Origin of the sequence: Bradyrhizobium sp. CCGUVB23 (assembly GCF_024199885.1) — a bacterium.
Lineage (GTDB): Bacteria > Pseudomonadota > Alphaproteobacteria > Rhizobiales > Xanthobacteraceae > Bradyrhizobium.
Window position 1 is genome coordinate 9,133,590 of record NZ_JANADQ010000001.1, and the last position, 24,487, is coordinate 9,158,076.

Genomic DNA, 24,487 nt, shown 5'->3' on the forward strand with positions numbered 1-24,487 from the left:
TCAACCGATCGGTTTAATTATTTTTCACCGGAGTTCCGGCGGCTCCGAGCAGCTCGAGCTAGCCGGCAATGACCCGCGCGAGCCAGACGGCACGCGCGGAATGAAGTAGGAGAGCAAGACCATGCGACGACCCGATCCCTATCAGGAACGTGCCCGCGAACTGTGCCGCGCCGCCGGCGTCGATCCGGATTCGCGCGTCGGCGAAGGACGCGGCCAGCCTGCCTGGTGTCTCTATCGAGATGCCGCGCGCAAGGAACAACTGGCCCGTGAGACCAGTGCGGCCGCGAGCGAGATCGCCAACCTTCGCCCGCAGGAGGCGCGCTTCCAGAATGCGCCGCTGAAGATCTTCGGCGAGCATGATGAGGCGACCGTGGCGCAGATGCGCAACTGCATGGCGGTCGGCAATGTCGTATCCGGCGTGCTATGCGCCGACGGCCATCTCGGCTACGCCCAGCCGGTCGGCGGAGTCATCGCCTATGAGAAGCAGATCAGCATCTCCGGCGTCGGCTTCGACATCGGCTGCGGCAACATGGCCGCGCGTCTCGACACGCGCTTCGAGGACATCTCGGCGATCGTGCCCACGATCATCCGCGACGTGGCGAAGACGATCTCTTTCGGGATCGGCCGGGCCAACGCCGAGCGGGCCGAGCACGAGCTGTTCGACGATGGCGATGCGTGGCGCGAGAGCGATATGGAGGCCTATCGCCAGAAGGCTATAAGCCAACTCGGGACGGTCGGGTCCGGCAACCACTATGTCGACCTGATGCGCGACGAGGAAGGCTTTGTCTGGATCGGCGTCCATTTCGGCAGCCGCGGTCTCGGGCATACCTCGGCGACGCGCTACCTCAAGGCCGCCGGTGGCAAGGACGGCATGAACGTCCCGCCCGCCGTCGTCGACGAGGACTCCGAGCTCGGCCGCCGCTACATCGCGGCGATGCAGCTCGCCGGGCGTTACGCCTACGCGGGCCGCGAGTGGGTCGTGGAGCGCGTCCGCCAGATCATCGGCGGCAGCGTCACCGAGCGCATCCACAACCACCACAACTATGCCTGGCGCGAGACGCACGACGGCCGGGATTTGTGGGTGGTGCGCAAGGGCGCGACACCGGCTTTCCCTGGCCAAAAGGGATTCGTCGGGGGCTCCATGGGTGACGACGCCGTGATCCTCGAAGGCGTCGACAGTCCCGAGGCGAAGGCTTCGCTCTACTCGACCGTGCACGGCGCCGGCCGCCTGTTCGGACGCAAGGAGGCGAAGCGGCGCTTCACGCGCGTCGAGATGGACCGCTGGCTGAACGAGCGCGGCGTCACCCTCATCGGTGCCGACCTCGACGAAAGCCCGATGGCCTATCGGCGCCTGCCCGAGGTGCTCGCGCAGCACGCCGGCACCGTCAAGGTGCTGCACACGCTGCGGCCCTTCGCCGTAGCCATGGCCGGCGAAGGCGAGTTCGATCCCTGGAAGGACTGAAGCAAACAGTGAGTGGGAGGCGATGCCTCCCACTTTGTTTGCGCCGTTCACCTCCGGCGATCTTCGCGGAGCGCGTCAGCCTGCTCCCAATGCCTCGTAAGCGAGGCGCTTGAACTCAAAGAAGAACGGATTCCAGAAGCCCATCGCGCGCTGCGCCATCAGCACGCCGGCCGTATCGGCCGCCGGACATATCCACCAATGCGTGCCGGCAACGCCGCCCCACTGGAATTCGCCAGTCGAATTTGGGGGATCAAAAGGCGTCGGCGCGAAGGTGACGGCGCCGCCGAGCCCAAAGCCCTTGCCGGGAATGGCCCCGAGGGTCGCAAAACGGATGGTCTGGCCGCCGCCAAGCTGGTTCGTCATCATCTGCCGCAGCGTCTCGGGCTTCAAAAGCTCGCCCGATCCCGGGAGCAGCGCCCGCACCAGCGCGAGCATGTCCGGCAGAGTCGAGACTAGGCCGCCGCCGCCCGACAGCCGCGGGAACGGCCGGCGATAGGCTTGCGGAAAGGGCTGATCGTCGATCCGCCACAGGCCCGGCTTCATCGGATCGAGCACGTCGGCGCCACGATAATAGGCGACCAGCCTGCCCTGCGCGGCTTCCGGCACGGAAAAGCCGGTGTCGACCATGCCGAGCGGATCGAAGATGCGTGCCTTGAGGAAAGCATCGAGCGCCTCGCCGGATGCGACCTCCACGACGCGGCCGAGCACATCGGTTGCAACCGAATATTCCCAGCCCGTGCCGGGATGATAGGACAGCGGCAGATCGGCGAGCTTGTCGATCATGTCGGCGAGCGTCGTCAGCGGATTGAGCACCTTTGCTTCATTGTACCCCCTGAACAGCACGGTACCGGGATCGAAGATGCCGTAGCTGAGGCCGGAGGTGTGCGTGAGCAATTGGCGGATCGTAATCGGACCCTGCGCCGGCTCGACATCGGCAAGGCTCGTCGCGCCCTGCTTCAGCACCTTGCGATTGCCGAGCTGCGGCAGGAATTTCTCGATCGCGTCGTCAAGGCCGACACGACCTTCCTCGACCAGCAGCATGATCGCGCAGGTGACGACGATCTTGGTGTTGGAAAAAGCGCGGAAGATGTGATCGGGCCGGAGCGCCACGTTCGCCTCGCGATCGGCCAGCCCGACGCATTGCTGGTCGACGACCTCCCGCCCGCGCAGCACCGCCCAGGACACGCCGGCGACGATCTCCTGATCGACGTAGCGCTGCATCGCGGTCCGTGCGACGGAAAATTTCGGTGTCCTGGCGTCCATCTGCTGCTGTCTCCCTGAACTGGTTGACATCGATATAACGCCGAATCCCTGGCAGGAAAGCCTTTCCTTCGCGCCGATGCCGGCGCACGCCAGCGCCGACATTTTTGTTTCGCCGCGTGTTCATCCCGATGCGAGCAACACAACGAAAAGCTCTGCAACCTTCCAGGCAAGAGCGCGTTAAGGGCGCGACCTTTAGCCTCACACCCATGTTAGGCGTATCTCAATCCAATCACGGGTGACCGGCAATGACCTCGATCTCTGCAACCTCCACCAGTTCCTATTCTCCTCTCGACCTCCTCAAGAGCGAGCTCACCAAGGAAGTCTCCGCGGGCACGATCAGCTCGAGCGACGAGTCTGCACTCTCGTCCGCGCTCGACGACATCGACTCGGCGCTCAAGAGCGGCAGCTCCAGCTCGAGCTCCTCCACGCCTCCTTCCCCCGACGAGATGCAGTCGAAAATTGACGACCTCATCCAGAACGAGGTGTCGAGCGGCAAGCTCACCAGCGATCAGGCGGATGAGCTGAAAAATGTGTTCGCCAACACGTTCTCCAATGGTACCGGCGCTCCGCCACCGCCGCCGGATGCAAGCAGCGACTCATCGAGCACGAGCAGCACTGACTCCAGCTCCTCGTCCAGCTCGTCCTCCACCAGCACCGCTGACCTCATGAAGGAGCTGATCGCGCTGCTTCAGAATGCGACCAGCCAGTCGACCTCCTACAGCTCCAGCGGCAACGCGTCGTCCTCCTCCGCGTCGAGCTCTCTGCTCGTCGACTACAAGACCTGAGCCAAGGGGCTCGGTCGCTCGCGCCACCGGGCCTCACCCCTGCTTCTGCAGCACGGTGACATGCAGGCGGCAGCGGATGCTCATCCCCTGCCGCTGGTAGAGCGCGATCGCCGACGCGTTGTTGGAAAATACGTGCAGGAAGGGAGTTTCGCCCCGCGCCACGATCTGGCGCGCGATAGCTCCAAGCAGCGCCTGCGCATAACCGCGTCCGCGGTGATCGGGATGCACGCAGATTGCCGTCATCTCCGTGAAATTGCCGGGCTTCATCCGCTCGCCCGCCATCGCAACCAGTTCGCCACCGACGCGGATGCCGAGAAAGGTTCCGAGCTCGTGCGTCCGTTTGTTGAACGGACCGGGCTTGGTCAACTCGGTCAGCGCGACCATCGCCGGAACGTCATCGATCCCAAGCGTCACGATCTCGGCATCATGGAGCGGGCTTTCGACGGGCGTGCCGATCATCTGCTCGCCGGTCTCGGCCAGCAGCACCTTGTGTCCGGCCGGCGCGGCCACCGCGTCATGCGTGAACAGCACGACATATTCGGACGGCGACATCAACTCGCCCAGCTCCGCATAGCTTGCTGGCGACAGATCGACCATGTCGGCGAAGGGTCCGATCGCGGAGGGATAGCGCAACGCCCGCGCACCGCCTTGCGACAGATCCCGCTGTCGTGTCGTCAGTGCGCTCCAGATCGGCCGGTCGAGCAGCGCCAAATCGGAATCGGACACGGGCTCTATTCCTTATCGAGACTCACGATCACGGCCGCATTGGCGATGATGATGGCGTCGCTGCCCTGCTCGGCCGGAATTTCGAGGCCGCCCTTGACTGCATTGACGGTCACGGTGCCGTAAGGCAGCTCCTTGGCCACCGCGTCCTTGTCGACGGTTTCCGGATTCGGCACCGCAATCGTGACGTCGACGAACATGTCGTTGGCGGTCTTGCCGAGCATGCGAAAGAATCCGAGGCTCGAATGCCTGATCGCATCCGACACCGCGCGCCTGGCCGCCTTGGTCGCGTCCTTGCCATGGACGTCGACGCCCATGCCCATCTCGGTGATACAGCGTACGCGGGGCATTTCCAATCCTGTTGTTGGTGGGAATGTTGGGTTAAGCAGCCTGAGACGTCGAGCATGCCTATCGCGATACTCGACGTCAGTCCTTCGCAAAGTGGGGCAAGATTCTGCGAATGTCCTCGAGCTTGTCTTCCGCCAAGCCTTCCAGAAGATTTTCTTCAAGATACCCTTCTCGAATTAGCCGGGCAAACACCCGAGGAAGCTGCGAGTAGCGATAGTCGAACATCTCGTCGATCTCCCGCCCCTTCTGACGAAGATAGTCTTCGACGGCCCACATCTCAGCAGGTGTTGTTACAGCGTTCGCCTTCGCTTTGAATTCGGCCATGACCTTGGCCAGCGCCGCGTCCCGTGCCGTATCGTAAGCCTTCCGTGCTGCCTTCTCTTCGGAGGCTGACCATTTGAGATCGTGGTACATTGTAGGCTCTTTCAAGATTTCGCCGTCTTGTCGCGGGCCCTGAGCTCATCGACCAGCACCCGGACATTCTCTGAATAGTCGATCGGGATCGAGATCAGGTGCACGCCGCCCTCTTTGAAGGCGGCATCCAGCGTCGGCACGAAACTGTCGATCGTCTCGATGCGATGGCCCTTGGCGCCATAGGATTTCGCGTACAGGACGAAGTCGGGATTGCCGAAAGTAAGGCCAAAATCGGCAAAATGATCGACCGCCTGCTTCCACCGGATCATGCCATAGGCATTGTCCTGAAGGATGAGCACAACCAGATTGAGCTTGAGCCTGACGGCGGTCTCCATCTCCTGGCTGTTCATCATGAAGCCACCGTCTCCCGCGACCGCGAGCACGCGTCGCTCGGGACACAGCATCGCCGCCATCATCGCCGATGGCAGGCCTGCGCCCATCGTCGCCAGCGCATTGTCGAGCAGCAGCGTGTTGGCGACCCTGGTGCGGTAGTTGCGTGCGAACCAGATCTTGTACATGCCGTTGTCGAGCGCGACGATGCCGTTCTCCGGCATCACCTGCCGGATGTCGTGCACGATTCGTTGCGGCGTCGGCGGCCAGCGCGATTCAGTCGCGCGATCGGCGATATGCTCAAGAATCTGCTCGCGCAGCGGCAGCAGCGCGCCTGCATCCGGCAGCCGGCCTTCGAGGCGGTCGGCCAGCAATTCGAGGCTCGGCCCGACGTCGCCGACGACCTCCGCATCGGGGAAATAGACCTGCTCGACGCTCGCCGGCGTGTAGCTGACGTGGATCACCTTGGGGCCCGACGGCCCCATGATGAATGGTGGCTTCTCGATCGCGTCGTGGCCGATCGCGATGATCAGGTCGGCGGCGTCGATGGCCTCGTGGACATAGTCACGCTCGGACAGTGCCGCGGTGCCCATATAGAGATTGGTGCCGCCGGGGACGGTACCCTTGCCCATCTGTGTGGTGAAGAACGGGATCTGCGTCCGCCGCACGAAATTCGCGATGCCATGGGTCGACCGCGGCCGGCTGGTCGCCGCGCCCATCATGACCAGCGGGCGCTTCGCCGCCAGGATCATCTCGGCGGCACGATCGAGCGCGGCGCGATGGGCGACGGGAATCTCGATCGGATGCACCGGGACCACCGGCACGGACGCCACCTCCTCGCCCGCGACGTCCTCAGGCAGTTCGAGATGCACCGGTCCCGGCCGCTCCTCCATCGCAACACGGAAGGCGTCGCGGACCACGGTCGGGATGCTCGACGCACTGACGATCTGCCGCGCCAGCTTTGTCAGCGGCTTCATGCTGGCCACAACGTCAACGATCTGGAAGCGCGCCTGCCGGCTGCTCATGATCGCCTTCTGCCCGGTGATCATGATCATCGGCATCGCGCCGAGATGCGCATAGGCCGCGCCCGTCGACAGGTTGAGCGCGCCCGGGCCGAGCGTGGAGAGACAGACGCCGGGCTTGCCGGTCAGCCGTCCATGGGTTGCAGCCATGAAGGCCGCAGCCTGCTCGTGGCGGGTCAGGATCAATTCGATCTTGGAGTTGCGCAAGGACTCGACCAGGTCGAGATTTTCCTCTCCGGGGACGCCGAAGATGCGGTCGACGCCCTCATTCTCCAGGGCTGCGACAAAGAGATCCGATCCCTTCACTATCCGTGCCTGGCCGCTCATGTCGCCTCCCCTCAACGATGCTCCGGCATTCCGCCGGAGAACTTGAACGGCATGGTAGCCGCCCGTGATGACAACTCAACTCACGATGCGGCGCGCCGCGCTAGCGGCAGCGTCCGCTTGAGCGGTCGCCCGACGTCACGATCCCCGCCGATAGCGTGACGAGGCACAAGAGCGCTCCGAGCATGGCAAACGCCATCGGCAGGCTCGCGATCCGCGCGACGAACCCGACACCGGCAGGTCCGACCAGAACGCCGGCATAGCCAGCCGTGGTAATCGCAGCAACGGCAAGGCCCGTGGGCATCGCTTGTTGCGAGCCCGCACGGCGAAACAGCACCGGCACCAGGTTCGAGGCGCCGAGGCCGATGAGCACGAACCCCGCCATCGCAATGGCAGCAACTGGTGCGACCAGCAGCACGACGAAGCCTGCAATCGCCAGCAGGCTGCCGACGATCAACGTGGCGCGATCGCCGACCCGCGCCACCACGGCATCGCCGCCCAGCCGGCCCGCGGTCATCGCGATCGAGAACAGCATGTAACCGAGCCCGCCTTGCGTGTCCGGCACGAGGCCCGCGCCGACGATGAGCAGCGCGCCCCAATCGAGCATGGCGCCTTCGACGAGGAACGTGACGGCGGCCAGCGCCGCAAGCACCAACACGATGCCGTGTGGCAAGACGAACAGCGGTCCGTCCTGCGCCTGTGCACTCCGCAGCAACAGCGGCCAGGCCATGATCATCGCCGCCAGCATCAGAGCCGAGGCGATCAGAGTGCTCGCGAGCGGACCGAGGTGGACCGACAGCAGCAGTGTCATCAGGCTCGATCCGGCAAATCCGCCAATGCTGAACAACGCGTGGAAGCCCGACATCAGCGGACGCGTTGCAGCGCGCTCCACCTCAACCGCGTGAATATTCATGGCGACGTCGATCGAGCCGAGCGCGGCGCCGAACACGAACAGGGCGAGGCCCAGCGTGGCCGGCGTGCTCGCGACGACGAGCCACGGCAGGATTACCGCGAGGCCAAAGCCGCCGGCGAGAATGATCGGCTTGGTGCCGTAGCGCGCGCTCAAGGCGCCCGTCAGCAGCATCGCGGCAACCGAGCCGATGCCCAGACAGAGCAGGAGCAGGCCGAGGATGCCGTCGTCGACCGCGAGCCGTTCCTTGGCAAACGGCACCAGCGGTGCCCAGCATGCGATGCCGAAGCCCGCAACGAGGAAGGACAGCCGTGTCGCGAGCCGGGTGGCCGGCCGGTCGGCTGACAACGTGTGCATGGGAACTCCGCAAGGGCTGAGGATTCGAAGAGCTGCTGGTAATGCGTGCCTCGGGCAAAACTGTGAAGCAGCACGGAAGTTTCGGCTTGTCGGCCTTCGCTCACTCAGCCAAAGATCTTGCCGCACCTTTTTCGCTTGTTGCCCTGACATGACTCCCAAACGCTTCGAAGCCCACTGCCTGCGACTACCTGCCGCAACCAAGATTGTGCAATGGGAAGGCACGTCGGTGTTCAAGGTCGGCGGCAAGATGTTCGCGCTGGCGCGCGGCTTCGTCGAGCAGTCAGGCGGCTTCATGTTCAAGACGTCGAACATGGCTTACGCGATGCTGATCGAGCAGGGTCTTGCACGGCCTGCTCCGTATCTGGCGCGGGCCAAATGGGTGCAGCTCATCGACAACGACGCGCTGCCCGACCCCGAGCTCGCAGCCTATCTCGACCAGGCCCATGCGCTCATCGTCGCGAAGCTGACGCGCAAGCTGCGTAAGGAGTTGCGCCTGTCGTGACGATCGCGATTGGCCCAAAGTCGTAAAGGCGATTTGCTCGACGGCACAAACGATTCCTTTTTTGTCGAAAACAACCCCATGCAAAGTAGAAATATGGCCTGGATCGTCCGGGATGCCGCATGCCGATCTCCCGCTCCCGGTTACAGCCGCGCCTGCGCAAAAATGCCGGCGATCCAGTCGAGGAAGACACGCAGCCGCAGCGTGAGCTGGCGGTTCTGCGGATAGAGCGCGAAGAGCGGGGTCGGCGACGGCGGGAAGCCGGCCAGCACCTCGACGAGCGCGCCGCTGGCGAGATCCTCAGCGAAGCGATAGCGCGGCGCCTGCACGAGGCCGAAGCCGAGCCGCGCGAGATCGGCCATGGAATCGGAATTGTTCACCCGGACCCGGCTCGGCAGCACGATGTGCCGAAGCGTACCCACGACGGAAAATTCCAGCGGCAGCACGTCACCGGTGCGCGAGGAGACGAAGGCCACCATCTGGTGCCCGTCGAGCGCATCCGGCGTCGCCGGCACGCCGTGGGCGGCAAGATAGGCCGGGCTTGCCACCGTGATCTCGGCGATGGTGCCGAGACGGCGCTGGATCATCCCGCTGTCGTCGGGCTCCCCCGAGCGGATCACGCAATCGACGCCCTCGCGCACGAGATCGACCAGACGGTCGCCCTGCCCGATCTGCAACTCGAGCAGCGGATAGCGCGCCAGGAATGCCGGCAGATGGGGCAGGATGAAGGTGCGGGTGAGCAGCGGATGCGCGTCGATGCGCAACAGGCCCCGCGGCCGCGCATCGCGCATCGCCGTCTCGGCCTCCTCGACCTCCGCGAGAATGGCGACGCAGCGCCGGTAAAAATCCGCGCCGTCGAGCGTCGGGGTGACATGTCGCGTCGTGCGTTCGAGCAGACGCGCGCCAAGGCGCGCCTCGAGGCCGCGCAACACCTCGCTCGCGGTCGAACGGGGAATGCCGAGGTCGGCGGCCGCTGCAGTAAAGCTGCGCCTTTCTACGAGGCGGACGAACAGGCGCATAGCCTCGAAACGATCCATGGCCGATTGTTCACCATATCCGACAAGTGATGGCAAGCGGCGGGTAATTATCCGGCCAAAGCGATCAGATATCTCCCGTTCAGGGAAAGACAGGAGCGAACCATGACCAATCAAACTCAGCGTGTTGCCATCGTGACCGGCGGCTCCCGCGGCATCGGCGCCGCGATCGCCCGCCGCTTTGCGCGGGACGGCATCGCCGTTGCGATCAATTATGCGAGCGGCCGCGCCGCCGCGGACGAACTTGTCGCGGCCATCGAAGCCGCCGGCGGCCGCGCCATCGCCGTGCAGGCCGATCTGGCGGATCCCGCGACGCCGGCGCGCCTGTTCGAGGCGGCCGAGCGCGCCTTCGGCGGGGTCGACATCGTTGTCAACAATGCCGGCATCATGGAGCTCGCATCGCTCGCCGAGGTGACCGACGCCGCGTTTGCGCGGCAGATCTCGATCAATCTGGAGAGCGTGTTCCGCTCCATGCGCGAAGCGGCGCGCCGGCTGCGCGACGGCGGCCGCATCATCAACTTCTCCTCCAGCGTCGTCGGCCTCTACCAGCCTGGCTACGCCGTCTACGCCGCGACAAAGGCAGCGGTCGAGGCGATGACGCACATCCTTGCCAAGGAGCTCGGCAGCCGGCGCATCACCGTCAATGCGGTGGCGCCGGGACCGGTCGAGACGCGGCTGTTCCTCGAGGGCAAGACCGAGCAGCAGGTGCGCGCCATCGCCGGCATGAATCCATTCGGCCGGCTCGGCCAGCCCGACGACATCGCCGGCCTCGTCGCCTTCCTCGCCGGCGCCGACAGCGGCTGGGTCAACGGCCAGATCATCCGCGCCAATGGCGGCGTGATCTGACGCGCGGCCACGACGCGTTGCTGGGAGCTACCCGTCATGCCTTTCGTCAACATCAAGATCCCGCAGGCCGCGCTGTCACGGACGCAGAAAGCCGAGATCGTGCACCGCCTCACCACGCTGTTCGTCGACTATTTCGGCGAAGCGGCGCGGCCGCACACGATGGTGCTGATCGTGGAGGTGCCTGACGGCGGCTACGGCCGCGCCGACGAGGTGTTCGTGATCCCAGAGCCCTATCGTGCGAGCGATGGCGGCAGAGTGGTCACGCCACTTTCAGGCTGAGCTCCGTCCCGCCCTTGAGCGGCAGCGTCATCGAGACGAAGCCGTTTTTGGGATCGCGGATGAACTCGAGGAAATCGGGTTCGGCATTGTCGTTCATGACGTAGCCGCCGATGCGAAGCTGCGGCGCGACGATCTCGATCACCTGGCGCGCGAGCGAAGGACCCTCCTCGCCTGGCCAACCGTCGATCAGGATGAAGTCGACGGGGCCGCCGAGATCGCCCAGCGTCTTGCGCGCATCGCCCTCGCGGATCTCGGCGTAGGCGGATAGCCCCGCGTCGTCGAGATTGCGCCGGGCGGTTGCGACCTTGGCCGGCACGATCTCCGAGCCGATCACGGTGCCGCCGCCATTGTCGCGCATCGCAGCCGCAAAATACAGCGTCGACATACCGACGGAGGTTGCGAACTCGGCAACGCGCGTCGCGCGCATGCCTCTGCACAACAGGTAGATCAGCTCGCCCTGCTCGGGATGGATCGAAAAACCCTGCTCGGCATAGGCATGCGGATCGCGGCTGCTGAATCCGCCGCGCGGTCCGCCGCCCGGTGGACGGCGGCGCGCGGCCTGCATGCGTTCGATCACGGCGTTGACGCGCGCATCCTGGATCGGGCTGTGCGGTTGATCTTGCGACATGATCGTATTCCCTCAGCTCCGCAGAATTTCGGCCGCCGCACGGTCGAGAATCTTGGCGATGCGTCGCGCCTCATCGGCATCGCAGCCGTGCTTGGAACGCAGTGCTCGCTTGAGGCCATGGCGGGCGCGATGCAGCTCGTCGGAGGCATCCGCATCGAGATCGCTGACGCCGGCAAAGGCCTCGCGTACCTCGTCCATGCGGCGTCCGATCCGCGACAGCGCCTGAAGGATCGCATCCGCGGTGGCGCGATACTCGGCGAGATGGGCCTGGCCCTGCGCGGTGATGCTGTAGCGCTTGCGGCCGGCGTCCTGCTCGACGCTGGCGTGCCCAACCTCTTCGAGATAGGTCAGCGCCGGATAGATCACACCGGGGCTCGGGCTGTAAAAGCCATCCGAGCGCTCCTCGATGGTCTTGATCAGCTCGTAGCCGTGCGCCGGCTGATCGGCGAGCAGTGCGAGGATGACGAGCTGGAGGTCCTGCGACGAAAGCCGCCGTGCGCCCGGAAAGTCGGCGCCACCGCCGCGTCCGAAGAAGCCATGCCCGCCACGGCCGAAGCGACGCCCGCCATGCCGGCCCATGGCGAATGCGAAACGGAATTCCCGGTCTTCTCTCTCGTGTCGATTGTGGTGCTTGTCTCGAAACATATCTTAGGTCTCCATTGTTAGATATATCGTAAGATATGTTTTGCGATTTAAAGTGCAAGGCACAAGACCGTGATCGCCCCCAACCGGGACAATCCAGGTTCGTGGGAAGGCAAGGCGCTGCACAGGTCCAGGGGCCAGATCGCTGAAGCCGTCACATTTGGCGCGCAAGATGCGGGGCGCCGTTTTACGGACATCAAGGGAGGACCCCATGGCCACCGCGGAGAACAGCAAGGCTGCCGGCACCCCGAAACTGCGCAGTGTCGATTTCAAGCTCGAGATCGTCGTCGTCCCGGTATCCGACGTCGATCGCGCCAAGGCGTTTTACGCAAAACTCGGCTGGCGACTCGATGCCGACTTCGCCTCCGGCAACGACTGGCGCGTGATCCAGTTCACCCCGCCGGGCTCGAACGCCTCGGTCATCTTCGGCAGGAACGTCACGCCGGCGGAGCCCGGCTCCGCGCAGGGCCTATACCTGATCGTCTCCGACATCGAGGCCGCCCGCGATGCGCTCGTTGCCCACGGTATCGAGGTGAGCGAGGTCTTTCACGGCAGCGGCGATACGCATAGCGGCCCGGACGAGCCCTACATCTCAGGCTCGCGCCGCGTCAGCGGCCCGGATCCGGCGCGCGGCAGCTATCGCTCCTTCGCCTCGTTCCGCGATCCCGACGGCAATGGCTGGCTGCTCCAGGAGATCACGACTCGCCTGCCCGGCCGCGTCGAGGCCGACACGACGTTCAACTCGACAGAGCTCGCAAGCGCGCTGCGGCGCGCGGCCACAGCCCATGGCGAGCACGAGAAGCGGACCGGCGGCAAGCACGATGAGAACTGGCCGGACTGGTACGCCGACTACATCGTGAAGGAACAGACCGGCCAGCCGCTGCCGAATTGACCGAGACCGGCGCAGCCGCGCTCGGGACCTAAGGCTTTCGCTCTGTCGCTTGCCGTTCCGACCTCGTGCCGCCTTTGGGAATGCTCTCGTCAACGGTGGGCAGATCAAGAGCCGAACGCAGCCGCCCTTTGCCGCGCTCGTACAGCATTGCATGGTCTGCCGGCCCCAGAAGATCGGCGCGGGCGCTGAAATCGGGAATGATCCGGTTGAACGGGATCGCGCCGCAGCCCGGCACGGCACAATCGCGTTTGTCGTTCGGGCAGGCTTTGAAGTGACAGAGCCGGCCGAGATAGCGATCGCTGCCCGGCTCGATCAGGAAGATATCGAGCTGGTGGCTGACCACACTTGTACCGGCGCCTCGTTCGTAGGCTGCTCGCAGCGCCCCGGCTGCCGCCCGGCGAAGCGCATTGAGATGCTCCTGGGACTCGATCCAGAGTGCCAGATCGAGATCGCGGCACTCGTGCCAGACCTCGATGCCTTCGCGCCGAAACTCCGAAAACCGCGGCACTTCCTTCCAAAGCGCCTTCGCCACCGAGCCGATCACGGCTACGGCACACACATCGGGGAACGACATCCACGCATCGGTAACGACATCGGCGGCAATTCTGAATTCACGCTGATGAAGCAGCATGAATCGATTCTGTTCCGCGATAAGCGAACGCCTCATCGTTACACTTTCTCGAGTTCCGGATCAGCCGCGCAAGCGCTCGGCCAACGCGCTGAGCACGTCGGCCAGTTGCTTGGCGGTCTCCGGTGACGGAAGCGGAATCTTGAGATTCTGTCCGCCGGTGCTGGGGTCGCGCTCGATCCGGGGATAGTCAATCGAGCCGGCACCATTGGCTGCAGCCATGGCACCGAGGAATTGCGCGCCCATCTCAACCAGTGCTTGCCAGGGATTGGAAGAGAGGTCGCGCGAGGCCGCCGGGATTTCATCGCCGGTTTGCGCCTGCGACGCGCTGCCGGAGTCGCTGCCCACCGGCGCCTTGTCACGGACGTCATCGCCCCACCCTGCCCCCTCCGCCGCGGTTGCAGTCTCGCCGGCCCTCGTGCTTCCGGTAACATTCTCCACGTCCTTCATGAAGCGGTTGAGCCGCGAGCCGCCCAGCGAAACCTCGTTGTTGCCCCCATCCAGAATGCCTTCGGACAGCGAGCGCTTGAAGGCCAGGATTGAAAGCATGCCCTCCTCGATCGTACCCTTCGCTACGAAGTTGATGATCTGGACCGGCCGCGCCTGGCCGAGACGATGGATACGCGCAATACGCTGCTCGAGCACGGCCGGATTCCACGGCAGGTCCATATTCACCAGCGTCGAGGCGTGCTGCAGATTGAGACCCGTGCCGCCGGCATCGGTCGACAGAAACACACGGCAGGCCGGATCGTCCCGAAAACGCTGAACCAGCTGCGGCCGCTTCTCCGACGGCACGCCGCCATGGAAACTGACATAGCCGATGCCACGGGCTTCGAGGCGGCGGATGACGATGTCGTGGGTCCGTGTCCACTGCGAAAACACCACGGCCTTGGCGTCGGGCGTGGCGAAGAGCTGGTCGAGCAGCGCAGCCAGTTCGTCGGCTTTGACGCCGTGATCGGTCTCCTGATCCAACAGATAGGTGCTGTTACAGGACATCCGCATGTTTTGCAGAGCACAGGTCAGTCGCCGCTGGTCCTTGTCCGAGAGAAATTTGGTCTTGCGCCAGCGGTTCACGACCTGGGCGACCGTGTCCGCGTTCTCCTTATGCAGGTCCATTTGCGGCTCAGTCATCGGCACGAGCACGTTCTGATCGGTCCTGTCAGGCAATTGCCGCAGCACCTCGGACTTTCGCCGGCGGATCATGATTGGCGCCAAGGTCTCACCGATCCTGTCCAGAGCTCTATAACCTGTAACGCGGCCACCCTCATCCTTGACCTGATGCTCGTGCAGGAGCTTCCAGGTCGGACCCAGACGGTGCTGATCGACGAATTGGACGATTGAAATCAATTCTTCGAGCTTGTTCTCCAACGGAGTTCCCGTCAGCACGATCGCGTATGGGCTGTCGATGCGTTTCAGCGCCCGCGCTGCGATCGTGTTCCAGTTCTTGACGCGCTGAGCCTCATCGACGATGACGAGCTCGGGCGACCATGCAGCGATCAGATCGAGATCGGGCTGGAGCTTCTCGTAGTTCGTGATCTTGCAGAAGTCATCGACCGCGTAGTCCTGCTTCCGCTGCGCGCGACCTCCAACAATGACGCGCGCGCCACGCTTGTCTCGCCGCCCCGAGAACCGCACCAACTCGCTTTGCCACTGATACTTGAGCGACGTCGGGCAGATCACCAGGACTCTCGATACGCCGAAGTGGCGTGCGAGGATCTCCGTCGCGGCAATCGCCTGGATCGTCTTGCCGAGCCCCATGTCGTCGCCGATCAAAGCACGACCGGCCCGCACGGCAAACAGCGCACCTTCGGCCTGATACGGATATAGCGGTGCCTTCAGCAATCGCTGCAGCTTGGAGTCCGCTGCGCCGCACGGAAACAGCCGCCGGAGTTGCGCAGCGCGACGATCCGCGTCCCGTCGTCCGGCAACGAAGTCGAGCGCATCGTCATAGGCGCGCAGCTCATGACCGCTCTTCGACACCAGGCTGATGAATTCGTCGAGTTGGCTGAGGCGATCGTCCCGCAGCATCCCGTCGCGCTCCAGATCGAACAAAGTGGCGGACGCCTTCGTCACGTCGGGCGGGCAATCGGTCCCGGCACGAAAATGCAAGCCGCGCTTGCCCTGCTTGCGCAGATAGAGCTCGGAAAACGGCGGCCGGTAACCGCGTGCAAACGCCGCCTTGGCGCCACGCTTTTTCTCGAGCTGAACGAGGGTGAACTCGAGATGCTTGCAGGTCCCGAGCTCGTTGGTAGCGTAGTCCGGACAAGAACAGAAATTGCCGCCGGGCCCGGGGCCGCGGATCGCCACGCGATAGCTCGATTTCGAGGCCGGATTGGTGACCTTGAACTCCGAGAAGAACGGATCGGCGCCCATATTGTCGAGAAGGAAGGATTGCTCCCGACCGAACTGGCGGCGCAAACCTCGTTGCCATTCGACCGGCGACAGGTCGGTTGGCACGTGGGTGCGGGACAGCTTGGCTTGTTTGCGCGGCAAAGCGGTGCGGACTGTTGCGGATTTCATTCGCGGGCTTTCGGTCTGGCGGGAAACGCTTCGTTGCGACCGATCCTAGCTCGCGCGTCGCGGCGGCATAACCGGCTTCGGGCCGAAATCCACTGTCATGGGGATGAGCGAGTTCCGACAGCCGGGTCTGCGCGCCGTGGCTGCGTGGTGCATCGTCCCAATCTCGATTGACTTCAGAATATTCTCTGACTAAAGTCAGATATATGCTCGATCCAATTTCCCGCATCCGTCGCTTCAACCGTGCCGTCACCTCCGCAGTCGGCGCGCTCGATACCTCCTTTCTCGGCCGTGGCCGGCCCTTGGGGGCTGCGCGCGTGCTCAATGCGATCGGGCATGGGCGCGAGGACGTCGCCGAGATCCGCGACTATCTCGGCCTCGATTCCGGGCTGATGAGTCGCCTGCTCCGCAGTCTCGAGGACGAAGGGATGATCGAGACGAGCCCGCATGAGGAAGACGCGCGGCGCCGCGTCGTCCGGCTGACGCGCGCGGGCCGGCGCGAGTTCAATGCCTATGAGGCGCTGTCAAACGCGCAAGCCGAGGCCCTGCTCGCCCGCCATTCGCAAAAAGACGCGCTGCTGGCGGCAATGGACATGATTGGTTCTGCGCTCGGGCAGAGCCGCACCAAGCTGTCTGAAATGAGCCCGCGCAGCGACGAGGCACGCTATTGCCTCGGCGAGTATTACGCCGAGCTCGGACGCCGCTTCAAACAGGGCTTTGACGTCAAGCTGTCGCGCGATCCCGACGCCAAGGACATGGTGCGCCCGCGCGGCATCTTCATCGTGGCGATGTCGGACAGCTTGCCGATCGGCTGCGTCGGACTGAAGGGAACCGACCACGGCTATGCCGAGATCAAGCGGCTGTGGGTCTCTCCGGCCGCGCGCGGTCTGGGCCTCGGCCGGCGCCTGATGGAAGCGGCCGAGAGCGCCGCGCGCGAGCTCGGCATCAGCGTGCTGCGGCTCGACACCAACAGCGCGCTGCCGGAAGCGGGCCAGCTCTACCGCAGGACCGGCTGGAGCGAGATCCCGCGCTTCAACGACGACCCCTACCCGGATTTGTTCTTCGAAAAGCACCTCTGAGCGGACCGCCGAATCCAGCTCCTGCTGCGTTATCGTTGGAGCCGCAGGAGTATCGCCATGACCAAGGTCGACCTCGCCGACTTCTACCGCAGCTACATCGCCTGCCTGAACCGGCAGGATTGGCCGGCGCTCGGCCAGTTCGTCCACGACGACGTCTCCCACAACGCGAAGGCGCTTGGGCTCGCCGGCTACCGCGCGATGCTGGAGAAGGATTTTCGGGATATTCCCGATCTCGGCTTCAATATCGAGCTACTGATATCCGATCCGCCCCGCATCGCCTGTCGGCTGACATTCGATTGCACGCCGGCGGGGACTTTTCTTGGGCTCGGCGTCAACGGCAAGCGCGTGTCCTTCTGCGAGAACGTCTTCTACGAATTCAGAGACCAGAAGATTTGGCAGGTGTGGTCTGTGATCGACAAGGCGGCAATCGAGGCGCAGCTCTAGCGCCGCGCCTCGGCGGCCTCGCTCACGCCGTCGCCGGCGCGGGCTCTCCTTGCGGCTTGGCAAACGGGCGGAACGTCATCGCCATCAGGAACGCGCCGAGCCCCATCGCCCAGGAGCCGATATAGAGCCAGGCGTAGCTGGAGAACGCATCATAGATCAGGCCGCCGGCGAGCGGGCCGGTCGCCATGCCGAGGCTGCCGGCCATCGCCGTGCCGCCGATTACCGTCCCCATCATCCGCAGCGGAAAATTGTCGCGCGCCAGCGAGGCGTAGAGCGGCATGGTGCCGGCATAGATGAAGCCGAACACGGCGGCGACCGCGTAGAAGGTCGCGAGCTGGTGCGCGAAGACGTAAGCCAGCGCGCCGAACGCTTGCGCAAGCAGGCCCGAGACCAGCACGCGCTTGGCGCCGAAGCGATCCCCCATGAGACCGAACGCGATCCGCCCGCCCATGCCCGCAAACCCCTCGACGCTGTAGATCGTCACCGCCGAGATCAGCGGAATGCCGCAGCTCACGGCGTAGCTGACGGTGTGGATGATCGGGCCCGAGTGCGTCGCGCAGCAGAAGAAGTTCGTCGCGACCAGGATCAGGAATTGCGGCGAGCGCAGCGCCTCCGACAGCGACATCTCGGCCTGCGGCGCGCCGGCATCGGATGCTGCGGCCTGCGAGTTTGCCAGCGCAGGCGGACGGCGCACCAGAAGCGAGGCCGGGATCATGATGGCGCCGACCACCAGCGCTACGAGCTGCATCGAGGTGCGCCAGTCATGGCTGGAGACGAGCCAGGCCGCGAACGGTGCCATCGTCATGGGCGCCATGCCCATGCCGGCCGACACCAGCGAGACCGCAAGGCTGCGGTGGGTGTCGAACCAGCCGGTCACTGTCGCCATCATCGGCGCGAAGATCGCAGCGCAGGAGGCACCGACCAAGAGGCCGAAGATGAACTGGAACGCGATCAGCGAGGTCGCGTGGCTCGCGAGCGTCAGGCTCAGCGTAAGCACGACCGATCCCGTCAGTACCACCGGCAGCGGTCCGAACCGGTCGGTCAGCGTGCCCCAGGCCATGCTGGTGAAGGCCATCGCGAGAAAACCGATCGTCATCGCGCTGGAGATGCCCGTCACCGACCACCCGGTGTCCTTGGCGATCGGCTGCAGGAACACCGGCAACGAAAACATGCCGCCGATCGCGACACAGCCAAGCAGTCCGCCGGCGGCGACGATCACCCAGCGATAGTTGGAAGGGTTCATTTTGGGTCTCCCATACAGATGTCTCTGGATGAAGACGAACAGGCCTCGCGCGATCCGACAGGACCACCATCATACTAGCGAAATTTCTTGCGGGGCTGGAACCGCTTTACGCGGTCAACGCTTGCTGCTCCTGCTGCCGCCTGTTGCCATGCGCAACACCAGGACGCTGCCGCCTTGTGCGGCTCCGCGCTTGCCCCTACGTCACTGCAAACGTCTTGCGAAAGGCCGTGATGATGGAGGGACGCATGGGATTTTCGGGCGGCTGTTCGTGCCGCGCGGTTCGCTACAACATCGATGCGGAGCCCGTACGCGGCTTCCAATGCCAGTGCCGGGATTGCCAGATGGACTCCGGTGGCGGGCACAGCTCGGTGTTCGTGTTTCCGCGGAACGCACTGACGGTTTCAGGCGAGGTTCGCGAGATCGCGCGCACGAGTGACCGCGGCGCCACCAAGCGCAAGGGCTTTTGTCCCATTTGCGGGGTTGCGATCTACAACAAGCCGGACGAGAAGCCCGAGTTCATCGGCATCTATGTCGGCAGCCTCGACGACGCCACGACGTTCAGGCCGGCCGCAATCTTCTACGCGGCGCGCGGATATGCCTGGGATTTCCTCGACCCCGACGTGCCGAAGCTGCCGGAATGGCATGCGAGCTAGAGAGTTCGTAACTCGTAAGTCTGGTCGAGCTCACCTATCCTGCGCTGCTGAAATCCGGCCGCCCTTTTTGGAGGAGGACAAAAGGATGGGAATGAGCTTCGAGCTAGTGGTGCTGGCAGCTGCGAGCCTTTGGGGCTTCCTTCAGCTTGTCGCTGCCGCACAAGCCGCAAACGCGCAGTACGGCCTCAGATGGGCTGCGAGCCCGCGCGACCTTGAGATGCCGGCGCTCAAGCCCATCCCCGGGCGGATCGACCGCAATTTCCGCAACTACATGGAGACGTTTCCGTTCTTTGCAGCGGCAGTTCTCGCCGCTCAGGCGACTGGCGTTCACAACGAGCTGACCCATTGGGGATCGCTTGCCTATCTCGGCGGGCGCATCGCTTACACCGCGCTCTACATCTGCGGAATACCGCTGATCCGCTCGCTGTTCTGGAACATCGCCGCCTTTGGCATGCTCGCGGTTCTAGCCGCGCCCTTCGTGTCGCACTGAAGCGCGCGGCGATGGAGCATGCCTTCGATTTCTTCTATCCGGCCGCCACGGCGGACACTTGGCGGCCCCGACGATACACCATCAAATAGAACGCGGCCACGTGCGTGATCATCAGCAACGGCACATAGATGATCGGGATCGCGTAAACGGCCCCCAGCTCCCCTGCCAGCGGCGCAAGGCCGAGCTGATTGCCGTGATAGTAGTCGACGAGGATGTCGACTGCCCCGACGAGATTGAAGGTAACGACGAACAGCCAGAAGAGCGCACGCACCCGCACGGTGAGAAGCGCCAGCATGGCCAGCAATCCTGTCGCGAAGTCGGCATAGGCGGCAAAGGAGGCGAAGCCCGCGGGCAGATTCGGCCCGACTACACCGGGGACCAGGAAGGCGAGTCCGAAGAAGCGGAAGCTGTGCAAGGTGGCGATGGCGCGTTGCGCCTCGAGCGGGTCCATCGACTTGAGCCAGGGCCAGCCATACGCAGCGAAGAGAAGCAGCCACGGGACGTAGCCAAGAACCAGATGGATCTGGAAGATTGTGGCCGGCGACATCTGGCGTCCTCTCGGTGAAAGCTCCGGGTTCTCGCCGACCCAAATAGGACTGCTTCCGGCGCGCGACTATCCGGGATAATCTCAACAGGCTATGAAGCAGAACTTCACAGTCAGGCAGAGTGCGCTCGACGGCGTGGAGGCGGCACTTGCCGTTGCCCAGCACCGCAATTTTCGTCGCGCGGCCGCCGAGCTCGGCGTGACCCCGTCGGCGGTCAGCCAGGCCGTGCGCACACTCGAGGCGCGCATTGGCGCTGCGCTGTTCGCCCGCACGACGCGCAGTGTCGGACTGACCGAGGCCGGCGAACGATTCCTGTCGCGCGCAAAACCCGCCTTCGAGGAGCTCGTCGCAGCCGGCGAAGCCGCGCGCGATCTTGGGCAGCGACCGGCCGGGTTGCTCCGCCTCGCCGTTCCCCGCTCGGTCGTCCCGCTGATCCTCGAGCCTGTCATCGCCGGCTTCTGCGAGGCCTATCCCGAGATCGAGGTGGAGATCGCCGCAAGCGAGGAGATGGTCGATCTTGCCGCAGGCGGCTTCGATGCCGGCATCCGTCTCGGCCAGCTTATTGCGCCGGATATGATCGCCGTGCGACTGACGCAGCCGTTCCCGTTCATGGTCGTCGGCAGCCCAGACTATTTGCGCGGGCGGAAGCGGCCGCAGCGCATCGACGATCTTCGTCAGCACGCTTGCCTCCGCCTGCGACGCGCCAACGGATCGATCGCGCCCTGGCCTTTCGTCGACGGCAACAAGGCCGTCGAGGCCATCGTCTCGGGGCCGCTCATCGCTCACGACTATGCCACTCTGCTCGGTGCGGCGATCAGAGGCGTCGGACTTGCGCAGGTGCCCGCCCCGCTCGCCAGAGCGCCATTGCCGACGGCCGATTGCAAGCGATGCTCACTCCCTTCGCCGTCATGGGACCTGGGGTCTTTCTGTACTATCCGGGAAAACGTCAGGTCCTGCCAAAACTGCGCGCCTTCATCGAGCACGTCAAATACCGCGGCGCCGATACGCCGCGAGGCGCAACGAACGCCTCTGGAGCTCGCACGCCCAAGCGTGCAAGGAGCCCTTGACGGCAACACTCAGGCCTTCGTCCGCGCCTGCCGGAGCCATTCGTCGAGACTGATGCGGCCGAGGCGCGCTTCGCCCAACGGCACCAGAGAATGCTGCTCGACCAGGCCGCCAAAATATCGCGCCTCCGGATCGCGCACGACGGCACGCCCGTCACCTGTCGCCTTCAGGTAGCGGGCGACGATTTCGTCGAACGGCGCGCGGTCGGGCCCGGCGATCTCGACAATGCCGTTTCGCGGCGGTTCGAGCGCCACATCGGCAACGAACCTGGCGACATCCTCCGCCGCGATCGGCTGAAACAGGCCGGGTGAAACCCTGAGCGTATTTCCTTGCACACTCGATGCGGCGATTGCGCCGAGAAATTCCATGAACTGGGTCGCGCGAACGATGGTGTAGGCGATGCCGGACGCCTCGATCAGCTTCTCCTGGGCGACCTTCGCGCGGAAATAGCCGTTCTCGGGTGTCCGGTCGGTTCCAACGATGGAGAGCGCGACATGGTGCCGGACGCCGGCCGCGGCCTCCGCCGCGAGCACATTGCGGCCGGCGACCTCAAAGAACTCCAGCACGGCCTTGTCTTCGAACGAGGGCGAATTGGCAAGGTCGACCACGGTTTCCGCGCCGGTCATGGCCTCCTTGAGCCCCTCGCCGCTGATAATGTTGACGCCGCTCCTAAGCGATGCAGCGACGGCTTCGTGGCCACCCTGGCGCAGAATGGCGACCACTTTCGAGCCGATCAGGCCGGTGCCGCCGATGACGACGATCTTCATGGGACCTCCATTGTCGAGGTTTTGATGAGGTTTGTCAGGGCCTCAATGCGGTGCATTGTGCAGCGCGCATCAGACCATTTGATGTCGCATTTGCCGCGCAGCCCAGATGGGAATTTCGCGTCAAACGAATCTCGTTGCTGGATTACCGTTCAAAGCCGCGGATAAAATAGGTCCGAAATGAAGCTTTGTTCCCCTCGACAAAAAAGTTCGAAAACAACCCCATGCAAAGTAGCTGGGGGCTGGCTTGCCGATGCCCTGGCTGGCGCCGGTGATGAGAGCGACTGATCTCGACCTCTGAATCCTCCTCCGAACACGTCAGTGTCGGTCGTGGACCACGACCATTTTTCCGCGCGCCTCATTGGCCTCCATGACGCGGTGCGCCTCTCGGATCTCGTCGAAGCGGAAGACGCGGGCCGGCTTGGCGTCGAGCCGACCGTCGGCCGCGTCCTGCGCGATCTGCTGAAGCGGCACGTCCGACAGCGCGAAGCCCGGCGTGCCGAACACGAAACTGCCAAAGAAGGTGAGGTAGACGCCGCTCGCCATCTGCAGCAGCGGGTTGAAGTCGGGGATCGGATCGAGGCCGCCGAGCCAGCCGGCCAGGCACGAACGGCCGCCGCGGCGAAGCATGGCGAGTGAGTCCAGCACGACGCTGTTGCCGACGAGGTCCAGCACCGCATCGATCTCTTTTGCTTCGGCAATATGCTTCGAGAGGTCGGCGCGTTCGATTTCGCAGCGTTCGGCGCCGAGCTTCTCCAAAAGCGCGAAGCGTTCGCGGCTGCGGGTCGTCGCGATCACGCGAACCCCGGCATTGACCGCCATCTTGAGAGCGGCCTGGCCGAAGGACGACGTCGCGCCGCGAATGACGAGGAGCTGCCCTATCCTGATCTCCAGATTGCGGAACAGGCAGGTCCAGGCCGTGGCGTAGGTTTCGGGAAAGGCCGCCAGCTCAGCCCACGGCACAGGTCCGCCTCGATCAGCGCGACATTCGAGACCGGGACGCGGGTGCATTCGGCGTAACTGCCATTGATGGTGCGGCCGAGACCGCCCATCAGAGCTGCGACTTTCGCGCCGACCGGAAACTCTCCGCCGGGGCAGAACTTCACGAGGCCCACGCATTCGATGCCGCTCACTGGCGCGGCCTCCGCCCACTCGCCCCGACGCATGTGCAGCTCCGCGTGGTTGAGGCCGAACGCCTTGATCTCGATGACGGCATGACCGGCCTTGGGCTCCGGCTCCGGGATATCCCTGTAGACGAGGCTGTCGAGGCCGCCGAATTTCTCGAGGACAATGGCACGCATGTTGAGGTCTCCGTGGGTTGGACGCCGCGCCCGCTCGCACGGCGTGGCAGGCGCGATTTGTTGATGTCAGCGGGAAAGGAAGTCGCGGATCACAGCAGCGATCTCGGCGGCGTGTGTCTCCAGCGCGAAATGGCCGGTGTCGAAGAAACGCACCGTCGCATTCGGTATGTCGCGCCTGAACGCCTCCGCTCCCGCTGGCAGAAAGAACGGATCGTTCTTGCCCCACACCGCCAGGAGCGGCGGCTTGTGGGTCCGAAAATAATTTTGGAAGGCTGGGTACAACGCAACGTTGCTCTTGTAGTCGCCGAACAGATCGAGCTGCACCTCGTCGGCGCCGGGCCGCGAAAGATAATAGTTGTCGAGCGAATAGCCGTCCGGCGAAACCCTGGTCGCGTCGGGGACGCCGTGAGTGTATTGCCAGATCGTCGTCTCCGGCTTGAGGAATGCGCGCAACGCCTGCCGGTTTTTGTCCGATGCATCCTGCCAATAGGTGCGGATCGGATTCCAGCCGTCGCTCAAGCCTTCCTCGTAGGCGTTACCGTTCTGCGAGATGATCGCCGTGATCCGCTTCGGATGTTTTGCAGCGATCCGAAAGCCCGTGGGCGCACCGTAGTCGAAGACATAGATCGCAAAGCGCTCCAGACCGATCACCTCGGTGAAGCGGTCGATGACCTCGGCAATATGATCGAAGGTGGTGGCGAACATGCCGCGCGCCAGCTTGTCCGACTGTCCGAAGCCCGGCAGATCGGGGGCCACGATGTGAAAGCGATCGGCGAGCAACGGGATGAGATCGCGGAACATGTGGCCGGCGCTCGGGAAGCCGTGCAGCAGCAGCAGCGTCGGCGCATCCGCACGCCCGGCTTCACGATAGAAGATTCTCCAGCCGTCGACGTCGGCGGTGCGATAGTTGATGGCAACCATGAGCTTTCTCCTCCGTTGGGTAACTTTTTAAGATCTCGAAATCAGGTTACGTCCTGAATGCGCGGTCCATTTCGCCGCG

At 64.3% G+C, this 24,487-nt stretch carries 27 protein-coding genes and 1 pseudogene; 11 read left to right on the forward strand and 17 right to left on the reverse strand.

What is annotated here, in order from left to right; all coding sequences use genetic code 11:
* Positions 1–121: 121 nt before the first annotated feature.
* A complete protein-coding gene (locus tag NLN62_RS42895; RefSeq protein ID WP_027522526.1) occupies positions 122–1,462 on the forward strand; it encodes an RtcB family protein in 1,341 nt (446 codons plus the stop codon).
* A gap of 75 nt (positions 1,463–1,537) precedes the next feature.
* On the opposite strand, the gene NLN62_RS42900 is transcribed toward NLN62_RS42895, so the two are convergent.
* On the reverse strand, positions 1,538–2,725 hold the full coding sequence (locus tag NLN62_RS42900) for a serine hydrolase (RefSeq protein ID WP_027522525.1): 1,188 nt from the start codon (positions 2,723–2,725) through the stop codon (positions 1,538–1,540).
* Between the two features lie 245 nt (positions 2,726–2,970).
* On the opposite strand from NLN62_RS42900, the gene NLN62_RS42905 reads away from it, so the two are divergent.
* Positions 2,971–3,510 (forward strand): hypothetical protein, encoded by a 540-nt coding sequence (locus tag NLN62_RS42905; RefSeq protein ID WP_254112672.1) that lies wholly within the window; start codon positions 2,971–2,973, stop codon positions 3,508–3,510.
* A 33-nt stretch (positions 3,511–3,543) separates the two neighbouring features.
* On the opposite strand, the gene NLN62_RS42910 is transcribed toward NLN62_RS42905, so the two are convergent.
* The 5 genes from NLN62_RS42910 to NLN62_RS42930 form a co-directional block, all read right to left on the reverse strand.
* On the reverse strand, positions 3,544–4,236 hold the full coding sequence (locus NLN62_RS42910; RefSeq protein WP_254112674.1) for a GNAT family N-acetyltransferase: 693 nt from the start codon (positions 4,234–4,236) through the stop codon (positions 3,544–3,546).
* A gap of 5 nt (positions 4,237–4,241) precedes the next feature.
* Entirely contained in the window at positions 4,242–4,583 is a 342-nt protein-coding gene (locus tag NLN62_RS42915; RefSeq protein WP_254112676.1) for a Lin0512 family protein, read from the reverse strand.
* 76 nt (positions 4,584–4,659) lie between these two features.
* Positions 4,660–4,995: a hypothetical protein gene (locus NLN62_RS42920; RefSeq protein ID WP_254112678.1), complete on the reverse strand. Its 336-nt coding sequence runs from the start codon at positions 4,993–4,995 to the stop codon at positions 4,660–4,662.
* 11 nt (positions 4,996–5,006) lie between these two features.
* A complete protein-coding gene (locus NLN62_RS42925; protein WP_254112680.1) occupies positions 5,007–6,674 on the reverse strand; it encodes an acetolactate synthase large subunit in 1,668 nt (555 codons plus the stop codon).
* A 100-nt stretch (positions 6,675–6,774) separates the two neighbouring features.
* Complete coding sequence (locus tag NLN62_RS42930) at positions 6,775–7,938, reverse strand: MFS transporter (protein ID WP_254112682.1); 1,164 nt, start codon at positions 7,936–7,938, stop codon at positions 6,775–6,777.
* A gap of 148 nt (positions 7,939–8,086) precedes the next feature.
* Between NLN62_RS42930 and NLN62_RS42935 the strand changes: the two genes are divergently transcribed.
* The gene (locus NLN62_RS42935; protein WP_027522518.1) at positions 8,087–8,440 is read left to right on the forward strand and encodes an MmcQ/YjbR family DNA-binding protein; all 354 of its coding nucleotides are present in this window, start codon (positions 8,087–8,089) and stop codon (positions 8,438–8,440) included.
* A 140-nt stretch (positions 8,441–8,580) separates the two neighbouring features.
* Here the strand turns inward: NLN62_RS42935 and NLN62_RS42940 are convergent, their stop codons facing one another.
* Positions 8,581–9,474, reverse strand: coding sequence for a LysR family transcriptional regulator (locus NLN62_RS42940; RefSeq protein WP_254112684.1), 894 nt, complete (start codon positions 9,472–9,474; stop codon positions 8,581–8,583).
* 102 nt (positions 9,475–9,576) lie between these two features.
* On the opposite strand from NLN62_RS42940, the gene NLN62_RS42945 reads away from it, so the two are divergent.
* Together NLN62_RS42945 and NLN62_RS42950 are read left to right on the forward strand one after the other, a co-directional pair.
* Positions 9,577–10,317, forward strand: a complete 741-nt coding sequence (locus tag NLN62_RS42945; RefSeq protein WP_254112686.1) for an SDR family oxidoreductase — start codon at positions 9,577–9,579, stop codon at positions 10,315–10,317.
* Positions 10,318–10,353: 36 nt separating this feature from the next.
* A complete protein-coding gene (locus NLN62_RS42950; protein WP_254112688.1) occupies positions 10,354–10,596 on the forward strand; it encodes a 4-oxalocrotonate tautomerase family protein in 243 nt (80 codons plus the stop codon).
* On the opposite strand, the gene NLN62_RS42955 is transcribed toward NLN62_RS42950, so the two are convergent.
* Both NLN62_RS42955 and NLN62_RS42960 read right to left on the reverse strand, forming a co-directional pair.
* Positions 10,577–11,224, reverse strand: coding sequence for an O-methyltransferase (locus NLN62_RS42955; RefSeq protein ID WP_254112689.1), 648 nt, complete (start codon positions 11,222–11,224; stop codon positions 10,577–10,579). The two genes, NLN62_RS42950 and NLN62_RS42955, sit on opposite strands and share 20 nt — an antisense overlap.
* Before the next feature lie 12 nt (positions 11,225–11,236).
* Complete coding sequence (locus NLN62_RS42960; protein ID WP_027522513.1) at positions 11,237–11,869, reverse strand: PadR family transcriptional regulator; 633 nt, start codon at positions 11,867–11,869, stop codon at positions 11,237–11,239.
* A gap of 208 nt (positions 11,870–12,077) precedes the next feature.
* On the opposite strand from NLN62_RS42960, the gene NLN62_RS42965 reads away from it, so the two are divergent.
* Positions 12,078–12,758 (forward strand): VOC family protein, encoded by a 681-nt coding sequence (locus tag NLN62_RS42965; protein ID WP_254112691.1) that lies wholly within the window; start codon positions 12,078–12,080, stop codon positions 12,756–12,758.
* A gap of 28 nt (positions 12,759–12,786) precedes the next feature.
* Here NLN62_RS42965 and NLN62_RS42970 read toward each other — a convergent pair whose 3' ends face one another.
* Positions 12,787–13,425, reverse strand: coding sequence for a hypothetical protein (locus tag NLN62_RS42970; protein ID WP_051389697.1), 639 nt, complete (start codon positions 13,423–13,425; stop codon positions 12,787–12,789).
* 24 nt (positions 13,426–13,449) lie between these two features.
* The gene (locus NLN62_RS42975; protein WP_254112693.1) at positions 13,450–15,906 is read right to left on the reverse strand and encodes a DEAD/DEAH box helicase; all 2,457 of its coding nucleotides are present in this window, start codon (positions 15,904–15,906) and stop codon (positions 13,450–13,452) included.
* Positions 15,907–16,109: 203 nt separating this feature from the next.
* Here NLN62_RS42975 and NLN62_RS42980 point away from each other — a divergent pair, with 203 nt between their 5' ends.
* Together NLN62_RS42980 and NLN62_RS42985 are read left to right on the forward strand one after the other, a co-directional pair.
* On the forward strand, positions 16,110–16,982 hold the full coding sequence (locus tag NLN62_RS42980) for a bifunctional helix-turn-helix transcriptional regulator/GNAT family N-acetyltransferase (protein ID WP_027522510.1): 873 nt from the start codon (positions 16,110–16,112) through the stop codon (positions 16,980–16,982).
* Positions 16,983–17,039: 57 nt separating this feature from the next.
* Positions 17,040–17,426 carry an ester cyclase gene (locus NLN62_RS42985; protein ID WP_254112695.1) on the forward strand — a complete coding sequence of 129 codons (387 nt, stop codon included), beginning with the start codon at positions 17,040–17,042 and terminating at the stop codon, positions 17,424–17,426.
* Between the two features lie 22 nt (positions 17,427–17,448).
* Here NLN62_RS42985 and NLN62_RS42990 read toward each other — a convergent pair whose 3' ends face one another.
* Positions 17,449–18,669 carry an MFS transporter gene (locus NLN62_RS42990; protein ID WP_027522509.1) on the reverse strand — a complete coding sequence of 407 codons (1,221 nt, stop codon included), beginning with the start codon at positions 18,667–18,669 and terminating at the stop codon, positions 17,449–17,451.
* A 245-nt stretch (positions 18,670–18,914) separates the two neighbouring features.
* On the opposite strand from NLN62_RS42990, the gene NLN62_RS42995 reads away from it, so the two are divergent.
* Together NLN62_RS42995 and NLN62_RS43000 are read left to right on the forward strand one after the other, a co-directional pair.
* Entirely contained in the window at positions 18,915–19,322 is a 408-nt protein-coding gene (locus NLN62_RS42995; RefSeq protein ID WP_254112697.1) for a GFA family protein, read from the forward strand.
* Between the two features lie 91 nt (positions 19,323–19,413).
* Complete coding sequence (locus NLN62_RS43000; RefSeq protein ID WP_245287996.1) at positions 19,414–19,812, forward strand: MAPEG family protein; 399 nt, start codon at positions 19,414–19,416, stop codon at positions 19,810–19,812.
* Between the two features lie 34 nt (positions 19,813–19,846).
* Here the strand turns inward: NLN62_RS43000 and NLN62_RS43005 are convergent, their stop codons facing one another.
* On the reverse strand, positions 19,847–20,359 hold the full coding sequence (locus NLN62_RS43005) for a hypothetical protein (protein WP_254112699.1): 513 nt from the start codon (positions 20,357–20,359) through the stop codon (positions 19,847–19,849).
* Between the two features lie 91 nt (positions 20,360–20,450).
* Between NLN62_RS43005 and NLN62_RS43010 the strand changes: the two are divergent.
* Positions 20,451–21,424: pseudogene (locus NLN62_RS43010) on the forward strand (LysR family transcriptional regulator).
* Positions 21,425–21,433: 9 nt separating this feature from the next.
* Here the strand turns inward: NLN62_RS43010 and NLN62_RS43015 are convergent.
* The 4 genes from NLN62_RS43015 to NLN62_RS43030 form a co-directional block, all read right to left on the reverse strand.
* Positions 21,434–22,189 carry an SDR family oxidoreductase gene (locus tag NLN62_RS43015; RefSeq protein ID WP_027522505.1) on the reverse strand — a complete coding sequence of 252 codons (756 nt, stop codon included), beginning with the start codon at positions 22,187–22,189 and terminating at the stop codon, positions 21,434–21,436.
* 315 nt (positions 22,190–22,504) lie between these two features.
* Positions 22,505–23,008 carry a zinc-binding dehydrogenase gene (locus NLN62_RS43020; RefSeq protein ID WP_254112701.1) on the reverse strand — a complete coding sequence of 168 codons (504 nt, stop codon included), beginning with the start codon at positions 23,006–23,008 and terminating at the stop codon, positions 22,505–22,507.
* A gap of 56 nt (positions 23,009–23,064) precedes the next feature.
* Positions 23,065–23,487, reverse strand: coding sequence for an alcohol dehydrogenase catalytic domain-containing protein (locus NLN62_RS43025; RefSeq protein ID WP_254112703.1), 423 nt, complete (start codon positions 23,485–23,487; stop codon positions 23,065–23,067).
* 66 nt (positions 23,488–23,553) lie between these two features.
* Positions 23,554–24,408, reverse strand: a complete 855-nt coding sequence (locus tag NLN62_RS43030; protein ID WP_254112705.1) for an alpha/beta fold hydrolase — start codon at positions 24,406–24,408, stop codon at positions 23,554–23,556.
* Positions 24,409–24,487 lie beyond the last annotated feature (79 nt).